Below are 17,931 nucleotides of genomic sequence, written 5' to 3'. Positions count from 1 at the left end.
CACCGACTGAATATTCCCTAGTTCCGATGGCAATGAAACGTACTTGAAGTATTCGGGAAGTTCAAATGTGACCGTAAAAGAATCCCCCGAAGAAGTCGCCCGTAAGGTGCTGGAATGGCGGTTGGCTATGAACTTTAAGGACAATGAACCATTGAAATGTTCTTACGCTGAAACGTTCTTGAAACTCGCCGGATTGGAGGTTAAACATGACACCAATTGAACAATGGAATGCGATGACACCGAGGGAACGGGATGCGTGGATAACTGGAATTGTTGATGTAAATGATTACTCGTCCGACATTTCCGCAGCCATGGAAGCAGAAGAAAAGATCATGCAGATGGGATTGCATTACATCTATGCTCACAATCTAGCCGTCGTTATCAGTACGGATAAGAAAAAGCATATTGACGATGTGACGCAATTCGACCTTATCCACGCCTCCGCCGCAGACAGATGCCTTGCGCTGTGGCTGACGATCAACAAGCAGAAAGAGAGGGAAAATGAATGAGTAGTGAATGCCGATGTCACTTAAACGAATGGTGCTTTTACTGTGAAATGTACTTACCTCTTGAGGAACAACTCGACATAGCGATAGCGGCGTTGGAGAAAATAAGCCGACAGAAAGTTACATGCAATACAGACGATGCACTAAAAATACTATGGGCGGTAGAGGATTTTGCGTTCGAAGCCCTCCCCCAAATCAACGGTAAAGGAAAGGAATAGTCCTCGGCCCCCGCTATCGCTGGGTAATTCGGTCGGATCGAAGTAAAGACGAAGGAGGCAACTGTATTGCTAAGAAGATTAAAACAACTGTTCTGCGAACATCATTTTTACTCTTATGTTCAACATAGACCTTATTTCATTTCCTCTGGGGATAAATACTCCGATAGGCGGTCAACACATTACATTCATATTTGCCAGAAGTGCAACAAAAGGATTGAATCTGTAAGCAAATGGAACAATGACGATGTTAGACGTGAAATGTTGGGAAGACGGCCAAAGGCCATCGAGATGACCGAATAAGCGCGAGCCGTAAAGGAGAATTTCCATGAACTATATTTTCAAGCATCCCGAACTATTGGAAGGCTAGGAAGACAAAAGAAAAAACCCTCGCAACAACTTGGCGGAAGTGGTGAGGGTCAAACATAAGTTCCTATATCCAATATACCATATGGGGATGGTGAAGGGGAATGGGACAACCGATTCAACTGGCTTTGAATATCTATGATATTGACGAAGAAGCAACAAAAAACGCAGTAGAGAAATACTTGCTTCAAGCCCGGAATATCAGATCACCGAATACATCCCGCTTGAGCAGAAAATGACGGCATCGTATGAGCTAAGAGATTACAAACCAAGCAACATTGTCTCGTCTCCTGTCGAGGATATTGCCATTAAAAACATAGACGAAATCAACCGGCGTCAAAAACACATAGAGAGAGCTTATAAAGCCATCAATCGTTTGGGAACGAAACAGCAAAAGCTTATCCGCATGCGGTACATGGAAGACGATTATATCGCAGACTCCGAAGTAGCGGCAGAACTAGGATACAGTGACCGACATTATCGCAGACTGAAATCATTTGCCATTTACAGGCTTGCGAATATGCTCGGGCTCCTGGTCTTAAAAGAGGAATAAATCATGTCCGCTCTATGTCCGCTATATGACCGTTCCATGTCCGACAATTAGACAAAAATCGTGGTATGATGAGAGTGTCAAAGATCGGCCGATTGCGAGATGTTGTGTGCAGACACATAGCGCAAAGGAGGCCGATGATAGCCAACCCGCAACTGACTGGCGGCACCGGAAATGAGATGCGAGGTGAAAACACCTCCGTTCTGATTACCACTTTTGCGGGTGACAACAAATAGCTTGGCTCATGCGTTATGACGGTTAAGTTCCACTTAGCTTAGTATGAGCGGGGCACAGCTGATATGATGGCGGAATAAGGTAGACGCGGCTAGCATGCGGTCAGTACGTTCGGGGATATCCCGGACGTTGCGGGAACTGATCATGTATGGTGCAAATCCATACCCATATCATTCATAGGTAAACGTAAAGGGACGCTTCGGCGTCCTTTTTGCGTTGGGGAAATCGCTCATATGGGGCACGGGGTGGGATACCGAGCGAATACTGAGTCGGAGGAAGGGGAACATGTATGAGCACATTCGCATCCGGGTAAGCAAACATGCACATCAACAATACTGCAACCGAGTCGAGCATATCGCTTATGCGGACTTAAACGAGCAATGCCAGCGACAACTAGACAATCACCAATACGGCTACAACAGAAGGAATTACATCCACCTAGACGGCGTGTGGTGGGTATATGAGATGGATTGCAACACGATGAACCTGATTACCTGTTACGGCCGGACGAACATGCACGTGCCTAAAGCGTTAGGGTGGGCGGCAAGGAATCGGGATCGTATTGATTTAACACATTTGATCTAGCTGTAAAGTATACAACTTTACACTCAAGTTTACAGGAGGTGCGATATGGGTAAAGCGGCTCACAAAATAAATGATGAACTAAGCAAGCGCATCATTGAGATGTCGCTTACCATGTCGAGCCGGGAAATCAGCAGAGCGCTTGCGGCGGATGGGATACAAATTACCCATTCTGCCATTAACAACCACGTCAAAGACGTGCGCAAAGAGCGCTCGGAGCAAACCAAGCAGATCGTACAGGAGCAGATCGCTAAGACGGTTCCGCAAGACCTGGAAATGCTCCAGAAGCTACGTGATGAGCTTGCTAAGGCGGTATTTGATGACGTTAAAACCAAGGCCGATAAAGACATTTGGCTCAAAGCCACAAAAGAACTCCGTGCTACGATTGAGAGCCGGTTAAAATATAGCGGGGCTGACGAGGATCCCGAGGATAGCCGATTAAGCGTCATCTTCAACATGCCCCGCCCCAAGAGTGGTACCCATGCCGACGATTGAAGTCAACTATACGCCCAACGCCCGTCAATGTGAATTTCATGCTTGTGCTGCGGATGAAGCTGTATATGGCGGTGCCAAGGGTGGGGGCAAAAGCTGCGGCCTTGCGATGGAAGCACTCGCTTATGGATGTGAATACCCGGGTGCGAAGATTTACCTGTTCCGCGAGACCTTCGATGACTTGGAAGCCAACCTTATCAACGAAGCCAAAGAGAAATGGCCGAGCGAGCTATATACCTACAACGAAGGCAAACACATTGCAACGCTTTATAATGGCTCGCGTGTGTTTTTTCGCTATATCCGCAACATGCAGGATGCCAAGAGATACCAAGGCCGCTCAATGGACTTTGTAGGCGTGGACGAACTTACGAACTTCACATATGAGCAAATTCAAGTTCTACTATCCTGCTTACGCTCACCTAAAGGCTACCCGCCACGCTTTAGAGGAACCTGCAACCCGGGTGGGATTGGTCATGCATGGGTGAAAAAACGCTATATCGAAGCGACGAATTACGGCGAGACGACGACGACCGATGATGTAACCGGAAACACGCTGGCCTTCATACCCGCGCAAGTGTACGACAACGACATATTGATGAAAAACGACCCTGCCTATGTCAAACGGCTTGAAAACCTGCCGGAAGACTTGCGCAGGGCTTATTTATTGGGGGATTGGGACGTGTTCGTCGGACAGTATTTCAGCGAATGGAACCGTGAATTACACATCATCGAACCGTTTCCAATACCTGAACATTGGGTCAAGATACGCGCCATGGACGAAGGTTATAATGACCCGTTTGTGTGCCTGTGGCTGGCCTTTGATGAGAATGAAACCTGTTATGTATACCGCGAATTTGTACAGACGCAGCTGCTTAGCCATGAACAAGCGAAGGCGGTACTGGACAGGACTAGTGAAACGATTCGCCAGAACATCGGCGATACATCCTTTTGGAACAAATCCAAGACCACCGGCGAAGCTCCAGCGGAGATATTCGCACGTTGTGGCTTGCCGATGATTCAAGCCACGAAAGAGCGCGTCAATGGCTGGCGTAGGGTGCGCGATTATCTGCATGTTTTTGAAGACACTGACCGCGTAACGGGCGAAAAGTTCAAGAACACGCATCTAAAGATATTCAAAACATGTACGCATCTGATCGAAGCCATACCAAGTATGGTGACGGACGAGAAAGAGCTTGAGGACATTGCGCCTCATCCACTTGATCACACGGTCGATGCATTGCGCTACGGACTCATGAGCCGGCCGCCACGTACAAGAAAGCTGCCGGATGAGACGCCGAAAACGCCTGAGCAAATCCGCATGGATCGCATTAAAGAGGCGGAAGAAAAGCATTTACGTGAAGTGATGAAACGAAATAAACGAATGGGGATGAGATGGTGAGTTGGCAAATACTAAACGTAGAACCCGCCTACGGCATCTGCGACCAATGCAAGAAACATGACTGCGGCATTGTAGACGGCGAGCATAAATGGATCATGACAGGCACATATGACCGCGTAGGCGATCCGATTGTGATCGGTTACAAATGCGTGGAGATGTGGGCAAATAACCTCGGTATTAGCCGTGTAGAAGTCGAAAAGGAAGTACGCACGCCGCCGACGCAGGAAGAGGTTGGCGCGTATTTGCGGCACCTGATTTCGAACAGTGTACGTGACGAGACATTGCATATACAGGCTTTCACGACTGATAGGCCAGCATTTGAAAGCATGGAGGCACATGAAATATATCTGTGGCTTACCGCTAACAAAATCGACGCTGATCTTAAGAAAAGAAAGACATTGCAGAATCTAAGGACGTTTGCTATTGAAAAGTACAATGAAATGGCAACACAACAGCAATAAAGGAGGCGTCACATGAACTGGCCGGATCAAGACTATGCCGCATTATTGGACATCATCAAAGAATATCCCAATGCTACATACCCTGAACTGGCCAGCCTCCTTACGGAACGTTGTGGCCGACCATTTACCGGCGAAGCGGTACGGATGAAGTTGCAGCGTATGAAGATCAAGCGCTCGCAAATCATCTACGAAAACCGCAAGAATGAAAAGGAACACAACGTGGAGGAATTGTTGGATGTCGTCGTTAAAATGCAAAAGAAATTTCAAGAGATGGATGATCGGCAAACTTCGATCACTCTCTCGATCGATGATAGCCGGCCGATCGGCATTGCCTTCACTGGCGATTGGCACACCGGAGGCATCCAAACCGACCATGAGCAGATGAAGAAAGACTTCGCGCTCATACGGGACACGGACGGCCTCTTTTGCATTACTATGGGCGACTACAATGACAACTATATCACTCGCTCTCACCCAGGTGGAAGCTTCGAGCAAGTCATTACCGCGGATAAACAGAAGACGCTATCCGAATACTTTTTCACAGAGTTTCTAGCAAATAAGATCCTCGCCGTCATCGAAGGCAATCATGACCATTGGGAAGTCAAAGAAACCGGCGAAAACTGGGTGAAGTACATCGCCCGAAAGATCGAAAAGCCGTTCCTTTGGTATGGCGGCGAGATCAACCTTCGATTCGGGAATGTGGCGTATCGCATTCACGCTCGGCACACATTCAAATACAATTCCAGCCTGAACACGACCAACAGCCAACGTAACCTATTTGCCGCCACGCACGCGGACATTATCGCTTTGGGTCATCTCCATTACAACGAGGTACACAATAAGCGCGTAGGCGGCATAGACACGGTTTGGATGCGTACAGGGTCATACAAGATCACGGACGACTACAGCCAATGGTTAGGCGGGTTTAACGCGGATGAACGGGTGCCAATGGTCATTTTGTGGCCAGATCGGAAGAAGATTCTACCATTCCGCAGCATCTATGACGGAATCAAGCATCTCCGAATGGTACGGAGTGAACACGAGGAGGCAATCGGATTATGAAGGAACAAGAACAGCCAAAAGAAGAAGATGTACGGATTATTACCGAATCGGAACCTACGGCAACGACTGCCCAAACGGGAGATGTGATACATGACTCTCGCCTTTGTCATCTTAAACGCGCTATGGTTTACCTTATTTCTCTATATTATGCGGCGATGGACAAAATCGGTAAACCTTGCTCAAGCTCTTCGAAAAGAACTAGACGAGCTTACAACCCTACTCTACGGCAGCCCACAAATCTACGAGCAAGCCAAAGAAAACCGCCGAGAGTGCCGTACAGACCGCGAGGAAAAGGTTGCAAGGGAAGCCGCGCAGAAGGGTATTACACGGGCGGCAAAGCAGTATCCAAGTCGGTTTAAGGGGACACGTATATGAAAGACTTCCGATGCATCAACTGTAACCGCCTCTTAGCTAAGGTAAAGTCAGGTGAAATACAAATCAAATGCCCACATTGCAGAACAATGAATGAATGGAATCAACCCTCAAAACAACAGTTAAAACGAAAGAGCCTTTGAAGGCCATCATTCAGCTTAACCGCTGGATGGTGGCCTTTTTTATTTGTCCAAAGTGAGGTGACACCATGCAAGATACATTAAAAGGCGAAGCCAAATATCCGCATATTAACCGTTCCTATATCAAAGACCTAAACAAACTCGAATCCGACATCGATACATGGGACACGCAAGGCATGGCCGCCAAGTTCTTTTATATGCGGACGTGGCTCCAAAACATCAACTTTCACGCTGGCAATCAGTGGCTGACATACGACGAACATAAGCAAATCTTCGAACTGCAACCGCAACTGGATGATGAGATCAAGCTTACGGTCAACAAGATACTCCCGGCTATTCGTATGGCCGTTGGTAAACTCTTGATGGATCGCAAGCGCCCTATTGTGCTGCAACTCAACCAGGATGAGGAAGAAATCGAGTCGGCCAAGGTTAAGACAAAATTTTTGGAGCACAACCGTCGCGTAAATGATGGTATTCATACCGAGAAAAAGGCTCTCACATGGTCCACACTGACCGGGAAAGGCATCTCTAAACAATGGTATGATGTCGAGACCGATCAACCCGTGATCGACATTATTCCGACGTTCGAGTTCCTTACGCCGCCTAACGTGCTCGAGATGAAGAAGTTCCCTTGGGCGGCACATAAACGTTTCGAGTCGCGCTCGTGGGTATACGAGAACTACGGCATCGACGTCGAGGGCACGAGCGATTGGGGCCAATACGGCATGTTCCTCGCCGCCGTGAAGAACATCATGCAGGACGGAAACTATACCGGCGTCTACACGCAAGGCATGGAAGATAACGTCATGGTCGAAGATTGGTGGATACGGCCTTGTAAAGAGTATCCTGACGGATTAGTGGTGATCCGGGTAAATAAGCAAGTTATTTTTGCCGACCGTAACCCTTACGTGAAGCTAAAGAAGATCAAGCGTGCGAAAAACGGCGTCATGCTCCATAAAGACTTCTACTGGCCGTTTGCGGAGCTGGATTTCTTCGATGCGCCATATCGGTATTGGCCGATATCGCTCGTGGAGGGCCTGATCGATCCGCAAAAGTGGCTCAATGAGTTCTATAGCGATAACATACAAAATCTGCAATACGCCAACTCGCCAACGCATTGGGCGCAAGAGGGCACTGTGGTTGCGGACGAAGTAAGCATGAAGCCCGGCTCTATCAACTTCTATACAGGGCAACAACCGCCGACGCCGAATAACCCGCGCGCTATCGATGCTTCTATATTCTCGCAAGCCGGTAAACTGGAACAATCCATCAGCGAAGTCGCCGGCATTCACTTCTTCGGACCGGGTTCGCTTCCCCCGGGTGTGCATGCGGCTGCGGCTCTTGCCATTATCAACGAGCAAGACCAAATGGCAGCAATGACGGTATCAGTCAACCATGAAAAATGGCTCAAGGACATTTCCAAACAAACGCTCTACCTTGTACGCAACTGGGGGCCCGACAAAATCCTCATCCGCGTCATGGGCGATGAGGGGCAATGGGAAGTTAAGGAGTTCAAGAAATCCGACATATCCGGCGATGAAGAGATTCACATTGAATCCAAGCAGCAACTTGCTTCAGATAAGATGACTAAATTTGACCAAGTCATTAAGCTCATGACCACCTTGGGCGGCGATCAAAAACCGCTCATTGATACGGAAATGGGCTTACGTCTGCTGGATCTCGAGAAAGACATGGGCATGGTTACGCCGCGGGCACTTAATCGCAACATGCAGATGGACGAGAATCAGAAGCTATGGGAAGGCAAAGAAGTCAACGTCTACGAATGGGAAGATCACAAGGCCCATATCGAAGCGCTGCTTGAGGAAATGCTGACGATCAAGTTTAAACAAGCAGACGAGAAAGTGCAGCGAGCCTTTATGACCCATTATCGGAGCCATCAGCAGTTTATGAATGCAGCCCAGCAGCAAGGCCAAGCATCTTCGCAAGTGGGGCAAACGCCGCAATTGCCACCGATGCAGTCGGCACAAGAAATGCCGCCCAATAATGGTTTCGTGCCGCCTCATATGGGCGGACATGGAATGCCGCCAATGCAGCATCCTGCACAGCAAGCCATGCCTGGCTTTCCATCGGGTCTATCAGGAGCGCTGCAAGGCGGCATGACACGCGTAATGAACGAAGTCACAGGACGGCCGGGAGGGATATAAGGTGCTCCCTAAAACGATTTTACGAGGCTATGACAAAGTGACGATGAAATACGTCGCCAAAGCCCTGAACATGCCCTTACCCAAGAAGAAACATAAAGGGGGTGAACAACGTCGCATGAAAATCCCGTTGAGTGCGCTCAAGAAAGACACCGCTGCCGAGAAGAAAAAGGGCAAAGGCGTGAAGTTTGGTGCCATGAAAGGCAAGAATACCAAGTCCGACAACGACGCAGACGATAAGTAAGGAGTGATAACCGTGAAAATAGGTTTCGCGGCTTTGAAGGGCCGAGTAGCACAAGAGTATGAGAAAAAAGGCATGAGCGCCGACCGCGCCAAAGAGGTAGGCGCCGCAGTGGCCGCAAAAGTCGGCCGTGAAAAGTATGGAACTGCCGGCATGGCACGAAAAGCCAAACTCGGCATGCTCAAGAAAAAGAAGGAGGATTGAACGATGGCTGACGATGATCTGGATTTTGCTAATACAACCCTAGTCAACGGTGTAACGCGAGTGAATTATGCCACCGAAAAAACAAACGATACTTCATCGATTGGAAAAGCCATCAACATGGTCATCAACTCGCTTACGACGCAAAACGTACCAGGCATCAATGGAGTAGTAGGCAACTACGATGTCAACCTGATCGGGGATTGCTGCTATAAAATCCTCAATGAAGGGTTGATAAACGCTGACACCGGGTACGGCGTCATCATAAATCGTTCATTTTTCCAAGCCGCTGGCTTGATGTAAAGGAGGGCTACCATGGCAGTTAAATTAGGATTTTCCACAACCAAACTTGTAAATGGCGAAACAGTCGCAGACTATGCAACGGAAGCGACAAACAACAACACTACTATCGGCAAAATGATCAACGCTACCAACGAATATCTCAAACGTATGGGCGTCAAAGGTACAGGCGGTGTGGTCGGCACGTATGACGCGAACCTGATCGGCGAGTGCTGCCATAAGCTGTTTAACGGTTCTGTGCATGCCGATACAGGGTATGGTGTTGTAGTGAGTCGGCAATATTACGAAACGGCAAAATTGATATAATTCGCGGTTAAGGTGAGACTACTTAGCCGCAATCAATAACAATCGCGACCAAGCCGATCCTAACCGAATCCAAGCCTGACATCAGGACTATTCAAGGCCCGCAAGGGTACAGATAGTCCTTTTTGTCGTGGACAGATACGGGACCGATGAGGACAGTCCAAGGAGGAACTATGAAAATCAAAATGCCTTATTTCAATGCAGATGGTGGAGCAACTGGTGGGGACAATAACCCGCCTCAAACCGTGAAGATTGGCGAAAAAGAATTCACCATCGAGGAACTGCAAACCAAGCTGACCGGCTACGAAAAGCTCGAAAAACAGTTCACCAAAGTGTCTCAGGAAAATAGCGAACTTAAGAAACTGAGCGAAGCCGCAAAGGAATGGCTGGAATTTGATAAAGTCGTTTCTTCGCTCCCTCCGGCGCAGCAGCAGCAGTTCATCAAGCAAACGAATGACTTTTTCGCCGCAGTCCAATCCGGCAACGTCACGCAGCAAGACGTGAGCGGTATCAACAAAGCTATTACAGCCGCACAAAAGGCCGGTGACAACAAGACCGCTGACGCGCTCGAAGACGCCCGTGACGAAGCCCTGCAAACGCTCTGGCTCAACGAGCAATTCGAAGACTGGAAGATCGTGCAGAGCAAGACGGTATCGAGTTCAAACAGCGGGAGTTCAAGAAATTCTTGACCAAGTACCTCGAAGACGAGGGATACGACGAAAACGACGACGTGACCAAGCGCGAAATCCGTGCCGCCTACAAGCTTTATGTGGCTGACAAGAAAGAAAAGGCCGCGGAAGAAGAGCGCAAACGCAATCTTCCCAACCTCGGCACCGGTGGAACCGGAATCGCCGCAAGCAAAAACCAAAACGACAAAGGCCCTAAAAACGTGAAGGAGGCAACCAAGCTTCTTTTATCCGGCAAATGGGGCACATAAGGAGGATAATCAACCATGGCATTCGATACTACAGCAGCTGATGCGATTCTGAAAGAACTGTACGGTCCGGCGATCGTCAATGAACTTAACGACTCCGTGCCTTTCCTGAAACTGATTGAGAAAGATGCTGGAACTATCCCGTTCAGCGGTCGTGAATGGGTCGTACCGATCCATGTAGGACGCAACAACGGCATGGGCGCAGTTCCTCAAGGTGGTACGCTGCCGACTCCCGGCAACCAAAAGTATGTCGATTACAAGCTGACCTACGCACAGAACTACGGTTCGATCAAGGTAACTGGCCAAGCCATCGAGCAAACCAAGAACGACCGTGGAGCATTTGGCCGCGCGATTACGTCGGAGATGGATGGGCTGCGTAAAAACTTCCGCACCATCCTGAATCGTCAGTTTTTGGGCGATGGCACGGGCGTTTTGGCTTCCGTCGCTTCTTGGGCGAGCCAAACGGCTACGCTGTCTGTTCCGGTAACATATGACGTACTCAATCCAGACTGGCTGGTAGACGTGTACGATTCCACGTTGACCACACAGAAAGCCTCCGGCGTCACCGTGACTTTCCCGGCTGGCGGCTTCGACCCTTCGACGTGGACGGTCACGAAAGTTACGCTTGGCGGCACGGTCACTTCTCCGGCAGCCAATGACGTGATTGTGTTCAAGGGCAACCTGAACGCGGAGATCGTTGGCCTGAACAAGATTGTCGGTGCTGGCGTTCATGGCGGTATTGACCCGGCCACGTATCCGGTATGGCAGTCTCCGGTACTCGGTAACAGCGGCAACCTTCGTTCCATTAATGAAGGTCTGTGGCAGCAAGCCGTTGACGTAGGTTCGATTGCCAGCGGCCAAGAGCCGAAATACTGGTTCACTCGCCCGGAAATCCGCCGTCAATATTACCTGTTCAAATCTGCTCAAAACCGCAACATCAACACGAAAAAATACGATGGCGGATTTGACGCAATCGAATTCGACGGCAAAGAGATCTTCAATGACCGTATGGCGCCGGCGAACAAACTGTTCGGTATCAATCCGGATTACCTGTACATTCTGGAAACGCAGCCGCCTAGCTGGATCGATACGGATGGCCGGATTCTGTACCGCGACCCGAACCGTACCCACAGCTTCCTTGCCGACATGTTCTACTTCTGCAACCTCGGTTGCACCATGAGAAACGCTCAGGTCGTTGTTACTGACCTGCAGATGTAAGGAGGCGGTCTAAGTGGCACTTACCATCTACTATGATGAACCGATCAACAACACACTGGCGGCTGACAACAACAACATTAAGCTGCCGATTGAGCCGCGTAATTTTTCGCGGACCAATAACAATTTTGCTACGGTGTCGGGAACTGTCACCTTCGACAGTTCCTACCCCACCGGGGGATACGGGCCGATGAACAATTTCGGCATGAAAAAAGTAGCCGGCGTCTTCTTCGAGGACGTGAACGGCTACGGGGTGATGTACAATCGGGCAACCGACAAAATTCAAGTATTCTCCACAGCTGGAACGGAAGTTGCTGCTGCGACCAACCTTTCCGCGCTGCAGGCGGTATACTTTGAAGCGAAGGGAAGGCAATACTAACATGGTTCTTGGCGATGTATACGATATTGCGTCGCGGGTGAAGGAATTCGATCCATCGTATGAGCTATCTTGGAATCCTCGCCTCAAGCAGTACCAAGTCCTCGCCAATAAGCGTGTATTGAAGAAGGAGGGCGTCCTTGACGGGCGTCCTCTTCATTTCATGCACGATGTTCGCGAGGTAGTGTTCACGTGGGATGTAAAGGACATGGCACCGGATATGCGAATCATGTGGAAACTGTACGAGACGGATACATGGCGTCATCCGCGCGGGCCACTCGGATACCTGGAGGACTTGGAACGCGAAACGGAACTCGCAAGACAGAAGCGCGAAGAACGAATCAGCGAGGAAACAGACTATCTCGCAAGAGAAAATCATTCGCTCGTGTTTGAAAAGAAAAAAAGCTTTGACATGGGAAAGGCGTGGTAATCTGTGACAATATTGAACATCAACAAACCTATAGACGCGAACGGTAATCCGTATGATCCTAGCCGGTTTCCGTCGCTTTCGTATACAACACCGCTTGGAGCGAATGCGACATATACCCAGCCATGGATTGATTCGATTCAGACGGGGTTTACGTTTCCTGATGGTCTTACAGTATTTCGATCCGGAACCGCAGGACCGCAGGATGTGAATTTTGTATCTGGATCGGTCTATACCGACCAAGCCGGAACATTGTATATCGATCAGTCTGACGACAAAGTAAATGTTCAATCCGTTTCGATTGCGGTTAGTGCGGCAACGTTGACACAGATTCCGTTGCAGCAGCTAACGAGTCGGTACTATCGTTTCCGTTATGACAACGGTGCGACGGCGCAAGGTACATTTGTGTTGTCGCAGATCAGCGAGAGGATCGATGCGTTTAACCAAATGTCACTAACGGGCAGGAAAGCGAAAGTAATATCTGCAACCTATGATCAAGTTTTAAACACTGCAGCCAGCGGGATAACGACTATAACGATTACTCCACCTGTAGGGGAGTTATGGCGAATCAAAGTATTAGCGATTTCTGCTCCGGCTCCGGCAGGTGCGGCAAGTGGAACCCATCTGTTTGAAATTAGGTCAGGCGTTGCCAGTTCCAGTTATAATGCCGTTATGTCTGCAAAAAGCAACTTCGGCGATCCGGCGACCATTTTAGATAACTATATTACATCTGGAACATCGAGTAAGATTCCAACAACTGAACAGGCGCAGCAACAGGCTATTTTGAATTTGGTAGCGACAAACGATTCGCCTCTGAGCATCGTTTACTCTAATGCGACCAACGTGACGCAAACCGGTACGGCAATTATTCGTATGGTTCGGGAGGTTGAATACGTCGTATGAATATAGGCGATATTTTTGTTGTCGATGACAAGCAGTATAAAGTTGTCGACGTAAAAACGGAAACACAACCTGACGGAACTGGAGTACAAATTGTAACTAGTCAAGCTGTTTAATCTTTAACTAACGAAGTTCGTATGTTCAAAAGGGGTGATAAGCAATGCAGCTTCAGGATATCGTCGGGGAAGTACGCAAGACATTAGGCGAACCGGAACCCAATGGTTACGGCACTCAACAACCCGGGCAAGGCACGTGGGACAATACGCAAATCATCGGATACATCAACGAAGCGCTCGGCCTCGTGTCCCATATTGCGCGTGCAGAAGCGGCTCCTGCCACAGTGACGCTGAACACCGCAACCAACAGTTACGCACTCCCGGCCGACTGTCTCGAAGATGGATTGCGTAAAGTCGCCTATAATGCCACAGGTGCGATGGGGCCGGTTCCTATCAAACCATTAGATTTAGACCAATTCGAAAAACTCTTAGTCAATCCTCCCTATACCATTGGGGGGATTATGTTTTCTTATTACTATACGGTATGGGGCGGAAACATCCTTCTTTCTCCATATCCGCAGCAAAACACGGACACGCTGACGCTTTACTATTACAAGACTCTAGCCACACTCTCGGCTGCCACGGACGTTCCGGCAATTCCTGCGCGGTTCCACGTGGCTTTAGTGCATTATGCAATCGCTCGTTGCCAACAAGCTGTTGAGGAATCCAACCTCTATCAAGAAGCATGGTCACAATGGCAGCAGATATATGTGCAGATGCGAAACGAGCTTTCCCGGAAAAGTCGTGACAGGAATCGGGTGAGAGCTAGATGACATGGCCGAAAAGAACCGTTCCCAGTAGCGGCTCGGTTTATCAAGAACGTGTGTTCTCCGGTTTCGCCGGATTAAACAATAAATATTCCAACGAAGAAATTGCAGATAACGAATCTCCTGACCTTCTGAACGTCGATTTTGACGTACGGGGTGCGATTATTAAGCGGAAGGGATTCACACTTGCGAAGAACTTCGGTACAGCGCAAATAAACTCCATCATTCCGTTTTACAAGACGGACGGAACGCGGGTATTCATCGTTGCCTTTGGCACAAGTCTTGTCCAATACGACCCGGTAGCGCAAACAACAACGACCATCACGACCACGCTTCATGGTAACGGGCTTCGCTTCACCGGGGCTATAGACACGGTCCATAACGTGCTGTATTTGGTCAATGGCGACACGACGGACGGCCTAATGAGTTGGGACGGTACGACCTTCACGAAGGCGATTGCCGGGGCTCCCAACGGCAAATACATCGAGTTCTACAAGAACCGCATGTACATTTGTGGCGATCCTGCTAACCCGAACCGATTGTATATGTCCGACCTCGGCACACCGACAAGCTGGCCGGCGCTGAACTTCACAGACATTGACGATGGACTCGGCGGCATAACAGGCATCAAGCAGTTTGGGGATTCACAAGTTATTTTCAAAGAAATGGGCGTATTCATCCTCAAGGGATCCGATCCATCCAACTATGTAGTGGTAACCACCTTTGCTGGCCAGCATGGGGCAATCAGTCATTATAGCATTGTACGAATCCCGAACGGGCTTATGTACTTATCCCGTGACGGGATTTATTTATTTGACGGCAAACACTTTACGCTGATGAGCGACAAGATTCAAGGCTCGGTGTATGCGTGGAATCAGCAGTATCTCGGGTCCGCAGTAGCATTCGAATACGACCACAAGTACATGATCAGCGTGCCGGAAGGTGTCGGACAGACAACGAACAATCGAACCTACGTCTATAGCTACCTGTACAAATATTGGACGAGGTTCGATATTCCGATGCAAGCGAATTGCATCTTTAATGGCACTACGACCTTACCGACGCCATATTTCAGCGACACGGCGGGGAATGTGATGCAGGCGTTCACCGGTGATAATGACAACGGCGCGGCAATCAACTCCTACTTTTTGACCAAGAACTATGATTTCGGCACATCGGCGCATTACAAGACTTTTAAAAAGATCGTGTTCGAAGCTCTTGCCAATCCGGGCAAATACAATATTGCACTGACATTCATTCAAGACTTCGGGAAAAATTCGAAGAACATTCAAATGCCGATATCCTATGGAACACTTACCATTTGGGGCCAGTTTACATGGGGCCAAGCGAAGTGGGGCGGCGTCGGTGAAGTGGCGCAACTCTCCACGATCATGCCGGGGCAAGCAAAGTACATTCAGTTCCGGATTGACGGCAACGGAAAAGATCAGCCGTATACCCTGCTCAAGTGGACGGTAAAGTACAAGGTGAAAGCGAGGATTGTCTAATGCAACTCCTACATTCACCAGAAGACCCATATTTGGAAGAAACACTTCGATATATCGTCCAGTACGCACTAGAAAGCCCACAGAGCAATTTTCGAGTGCAGACAGGTAGGATCACCTTAGCTTGCACGTCAGACTCGCTGAAAACTCAAACGGTGACGTTTAGCAAACCTTTTTTATCAACGCCATTTCTCATTATCAGCAAGAATCCAGCGATTGCTTCCAGTGTAGTCACAGAATCCTATACGGGACTTTCGACAAACGGATTTACAGCACAAATCTATACCTCATCAACTCAGAACGTCGATTTTACTTACCTGGCTATCGGGCCGGTGTAAAGGAGTGAGAGCATGTCTACAGTAACAAAACCATACGGTGATTTTGTGAATAATGTCGATGTTGCTGATGCCAATAAAGTCAATTCACAAATGAATACGTTATATAATCTTGTAAACGGCAATCTTGATGGAAGTAACGTACCCGGGCTCGGCGATATGACGACCGTAACCACAACGGCGAAAAATGCTGCTGGTGCAATAAATGAATTGCAAGCTCTCCCCGTGTTCGCCATGTCCCGTCAAGCCTCATCAACGGTAATTTTGATGTGTGGCAGAGGGGGTCGAGTTTTACAAATCCAGCTAATCTCTCATATACAGCCGATCGATGGAAAGTGGAAATGTCTAACGGAGGTGGTACGCTACCTAACTTAACGCATAGCAAACAAAACCACAATCCCGGTGATGTGCAAGGCGCGTTTTCTTTTTATCGTCTAGCTTTTGATGGTGCCGGTACAAGTTTAGGGTCAGGTTCATATCACCAAAAAGAACAACTTATAGAAAATGGCACGAGATATTTATGCGGAGCAGGAAAGAAAGTCACTGTTTCTTTTTGGGGAAGAAGCAATGTTGCAGGCAAAAGGATCGGGGTTTACCTGCGCCAGAATTACGGTTCAGGTGGTACACCATCTGTTACCGAAACAATCAGCGGTACCACCTTCACATTGACATCAATCTGGCAAAAATTCACTTATACGTTTACGACTAATACACTTGCTGGCAAAACATTTGGATCAAATAATGATGATTATTTGGCTGTATGCATCATGGATATGTGGGGCAGTGGGAACCAAACTGTTGTCGGAGCATCTTCAGCGGAAACCTTTGTAGCGGCTGGTAATTTGGATACGTCAGAAGTCCAAGTCAACGCAGGAGATCAAGCACTACCTTTTCAGCCGAGAAGCTATGATGATGAAGAGAAATTATGTTTGAGGTACAACCGTCGTTTGGTTTCATCGGCATCCTATGCGGCATTTGGAGTAGGCTATGCAATTTCAACGACTCAGGCTAAGGTATTCATTCCTTATAGTATCCGAACTAGAATTATTGGAGGTACGTTAACAACAGGTGGGAATCTTGCATTGCAAAGGCAGGGGCCTAATTTAGTGCCGGTTACCACGGTTTCCATTGATACAGGCACTCAGAGTCGCGACGGACTAATGCTTACGGTATCTGTAGCAAGCGGATTGGTTGCAGGAGAAGCCGTTTCATTATTGACATATAACGATACTTCTGCTTTCTTAAATTTTGATTTTGAACTATAAGGAGGTAACCCATGGACGGATACAAGCACTATATTCGCATTGACGCGAATAATATCGTCATCCATGCTTTTTCGGATGCCTTTGAGCAACCACTAGGTACGGATATTCTTGTAGAATCGAATGCTGGACGACATTTCAACCCTGCCTTAACCGATGGGGAGGGCAATTTTATTTACAAATGGAACGGCATGCAGATGGTTAGTCGCGCCAATGACCCTGACTATTTGTTAGCCGCCGCAAGGGCAAGTAAGCTAGCTGAGATCAACACGGCTGCGACGAATGCCCTTCAAACGTTCACATCTTCTGCGCTCGGCACACCGCACACCTACCTCAGCGGCACCAACGACATGCTACTGCTGGAGGCGGAGGATCGTTTTATGCAAGGGCCGGACTATGATAATCAGCCTATCTTTGGTACACGGTCGAAAACGGCGATGTGAGCCATACGAAAGCGCAGATTCATCAGGTGTATTTGGATGGTCGAGCAGCTGTGCAGCGCAAGAAGTATACGGCAAAGACTTTAGTTGGTCAGGTGAATTCGGCAACGGACGCTGCGACCGTGAACGCG

At 48.6% G+C, this 17,931-nt stretch carries 25 protein-coding genes; all 25 read left to right on the top strand.

The genetic code is table 11. The features are described from left to right. Positions 1 to 67 precede the first annotated feature (67 nt). The 25 genes from SD70_RS36475 (at position 68) to SD70_RS27165 (ending at position 17,803) form a co-directional block, all read left to right on the top strand. A complete protein-coding gene (locus tag SD70_RS36475; protein WP_156158221.1) occupies positions 68 to 220 on the top strand; it encodes a hypothetical protein in 153 nt (50 codons plus the stop codon). Next, the gene (locus SD70_RS27280; protein ID WP_041051495.1) at positions 207 to 509 is read left to right on the top strand and encodes a hypothetical protein; all 303 of its coding nucleotides are present in this window, start codon (positions 207 to 209) and stop codon (positions 507 to 509) included. Before SD70_RS36475 ends, SD70_RS27280 begins: the two co-directional genes overlap by 14 nt. A gap of 813 nt (positions 510 to 1,322) precedes the next feature. Then, complete coding sequence (locus tag SD70_RS27270) at positions 1,323 to 1,640, top strand: ArpU family phage packaging/lysis transcriptional regulator (protein ID WP_052487934.1); 318 nt, start codon at positions 1,323 to 1,325, stop codon at positions 1,638 to 1,640. Between the two features lie 861 nt (positions 1,641 to 2,501). Beyond that, entirely contained in the window at positions 2,502 to 2,948 is a 447-nt protein-coding gene (locus tag SD70_RS27260) for a hypothetical protein (protein WP_041051489.1), read from the top strand. After that, positions 2,935 to 4,344: a phage terminase large subunit gene (locus tag SD70_RS27255; protein ID WP_041051487.1), complete on the top strand. Its 1,410-nt coding sequence runs from the start codon at positions 2,935 to 2,937 to the stop codon at positions 4,342 to 4,344. Before SD70_RS27260 ends, SD70_RS27255 begins: the two co-directional genes overlap by 14 nt. After that, positions 4,338 to 4,805 (top strand): hypothetical protein, encoded by a 468-nt coding sequence (locus SD70_RS27250; RefSeq protein WP_156158220.1) that lies wholly within the window; start codon positions 4,338 to 4,340, stop codon positions 4,803 to 4,805. The genes SD70_RS27255 and SD70_RS27250 overlap by 7 nt, the downstream gene beginning before the upstream one ends. A 12-nt stretch (positions 4,806 to 4,817) precedes the next feature. Then, a complete protein-coding gene (locus SD70_RS27245; RefSeq protein ID WP_041051483.1) occupies positions 4,818 to 5,867 on the top strand; it encodes a metallophosphoesterase in 1,050 nt (349 codons plus the stop codon). A gap of 90 nt (positions 5,868 to 5,957) precedes the next feature. Beyond that, positions 5,958 to 6,242 (top strand): hypothetical protein, encoded by a 285-nt coding sequence (locus SD70_RS27240; RefSeq protein ID WP_041051481.1) that lies wholly within the window; start codon positions 5,958 to 5,960, stop codon positions 6,240 to 6,242. After that, the gene (locus SD70_RS40545) at positions 6,239 to 6,382 is read left to right on the top strand and encodes a Com family DNA-binding transcriptional regulator (RefSeq protein ID WP_082053703.1); all 144 of its coding nucleotides are present in this window, start codon (positions 6,239 to 6,241) and stop codon (positions 6,380 to 6,382) included. Before SD70_RS27240 ends, SD70_RS40545 begins: the two co-directional genes overlap by 4 nt. Before the next feature lie 65 nt (positions 6,383 to 6,447). Beyond that, complete coding sequence (locus SD70_RS27235; protein ID WP_041051480.1) at positions 6,448 to 8,544, top strand: portal protein; 2,097 nt, start codon at positions 6,448 to 6,450, stop codon at positions 8,542 to 8,544. 1 nt (position 8,545) lies between these two features. After that, positions 8,546 to 8,785 carry a hypothetical protein gene (locus SD70_RS27230; RefSeq protein ID WP_041051478.1) on the top strand — a complete coding sequence of 80 codons (240 nt, stop codon included), beginning with the start codon at positions 8,546 to 8,548 and terminating at the stop codon, positions 8,783 to 8,785. A 12-nt stretch (positions 8,786 to 8,797) separates the two neighbouring features. Beyond that, positions 8,798 to 8,986 carry a hypothetical protein gene (locus SD70_RS27225; protein WP_041051476.1) on the top strand — a complete coding sequence of 63 codons (189 nt, stop codon included), beginning with the start codon at positions 8,798 to 8,800 and terminating at the stop codon, positions 8,984 to 8,986. A gap of 3 nt (positions 8,987 to 8,989) precedes the next feature. Next, on the top strand, positions 8,990 to 9,286 hold the full coding sequence (locus tag SD70_RS27220) for a hypothetical protein (RefSeq protein WP_041051474.1): 297 nt from the start codon (positions 8,990 to 8,992) through the stop codon (positions 9,284 to 9,286). Between the two features lie 12 nt (positions 9,287 to 9,298). Next, positions 9,299 to 9,589 carry a hypothetical protein gene (locus SD70_RS27215; RefSeq protein WP_041051472.1) on the top strand — a complete coding sequence of 97 codons (291 nt, stop codon included), beginning with the start codon at positions 9,299 to 9,301 and terminating at the stop codon, positions 9,587 to 9,589. A gap of 170 nt (positions 9,590 to 9,759) precedes the next feature. After that, a complete protein-coding gene (locus SD70_RS27210; protein WP_041051471.1) occupies positions 9,760 to 10,275 on the top strand; it encodes a hypothetical protein in 516 nt (171 codons plus the stop codon). Positions 10,276 to 10,316: 41 nt separating this feature from the next. Then, positions 10,317 to 10,523, top strand: a complete 207-nt coding sequence (locus SD70_RS27205; protein ID WP_156158219.1) for a hypothetical protein — start codon at positions 10,317 to 10,319, stop codon at positions 10,521 to 10,523. 15 nt (positions 10,524 to 10,538) lie between these two features. Continuing rightward, the gene (locus tag SD70_RS27200; RefSeq protein ID WP_041051467.1) at positions 10,539 to 11,738 is read left to right on the top strand and encodes a phage major capsid protein; all 1,200 of its coding nucleotides are present in this window, start codon (positions 10,539 to 10,541) and stop codon (positions 11,736 to 11,738) included. 13 nt (positions 11,739 to 11,751) lie between these two features. Further along, positions 11,752 to 12,114, top strand: coding sequence for a hypothetical protein (locus tag SD70_RS27195; RefSeq protein ID WP_041051466.1), 363 nt, complete (start codon positions 11,752 to 11,754; stop codon positions 12,112 to 12,114). A 1-nt stretch (position 12,115) separates the two neighbouring features. After that, the gene (locus tag SD70_RS27190; protein ID WP_041051464.1) at positions 12,116 to 12,541 is read left to right on the top strand and encodes a hypothetical protein; all 426 of its coding nucleotides are present in this window, start codon (positions 12,116 to 12,118) and stop codon (positions 12,539 to 12,541) included. A 3-nt stretch (positions 12,542 to 12,544) separates the two neighbouring features. Further along, entirely contained in the window at positions 12,545 to 13,441 is an 897-nt protein-coding gene (locus SD70_RS27185; RefSeq protein WP_041051462.1) for a hypothetical protein, read from the top strand. A 157-nt stretch (positions 13,442 to 13,598) separates the two neighbouring features. Further along, positions 13,599 to 14,267 carry a phage adaptor protein gene (locus SD70_RS27180; RefSeq protein WP_041051460.1) on the top strand — a complete coding sequence of 223 codons (669 nt, stop codon included), beginning with the start codon at positions 13,599 to 13,601 and terminating at the stop codon, positions 14,265 to 14,267. Continuing rightward, entirely contained in the window at positions 14,264 to 15,766 is a 1,503-nt protein-coding gene (locus SD70_RS27175; RefSeq protein WP_041051458.1) for a hypothetical protein, read from the top strand. Before SD70_RS27180 ends, SD70_RS27175 begins: the two co-directional genes overlap by 4 nt. Before the next feature lie 347 nt (positions 15,767 to 16,113). Beyond that, entirely contained in the window at positions 16,114 to 16,473 is a 360-nt protein-coding gene (locus SD70_RS27170) for a hypothetical protein (RefSeq protein WP_041051455.1), read from the top strand. Beyond that, positions 16,440 to 17,363, top strand: coding sequence for a hypothetical protein (locus SD70_RS36470; protein ID WP_156158218.1), 924 nt, complete (start codon positions 16,440 to 16,442; stop codon positions 17,361 to 17,363). Before SD70_RS27170 ends, SD70_RS36470 begins: the two co-directional genes overlap by 34 nt. Positions 17,364 to 17,374: 11 nt before the next feature. Further along, complete coding sequence (locus SD70_RS27165; protein WP_041051453.1) at positions 17,375 to 17,803, top strand: hypothetical protein; 429 nt, start codon at positions 17,375 to 17,377, stop codon at positions 17,801 to 17,803. Positions 17,804 to 17,931 lie beyond the last annotated feature (128 nt).

Origin of the sequence: Gordoniibacillus kamchatkensis, assembly GCF_000829455.1 — a bacterium.
GTDB classification, from domain to species: Bacteria; Bacillota; Bacilli; order Paenibacillales; family NBRC-103111; genus Gordoniibacillus; species Gordoniibacillus kamchatkensis.
This window is presented reverse-complemented; position numbering and strand designations above follow the sequence as displayed.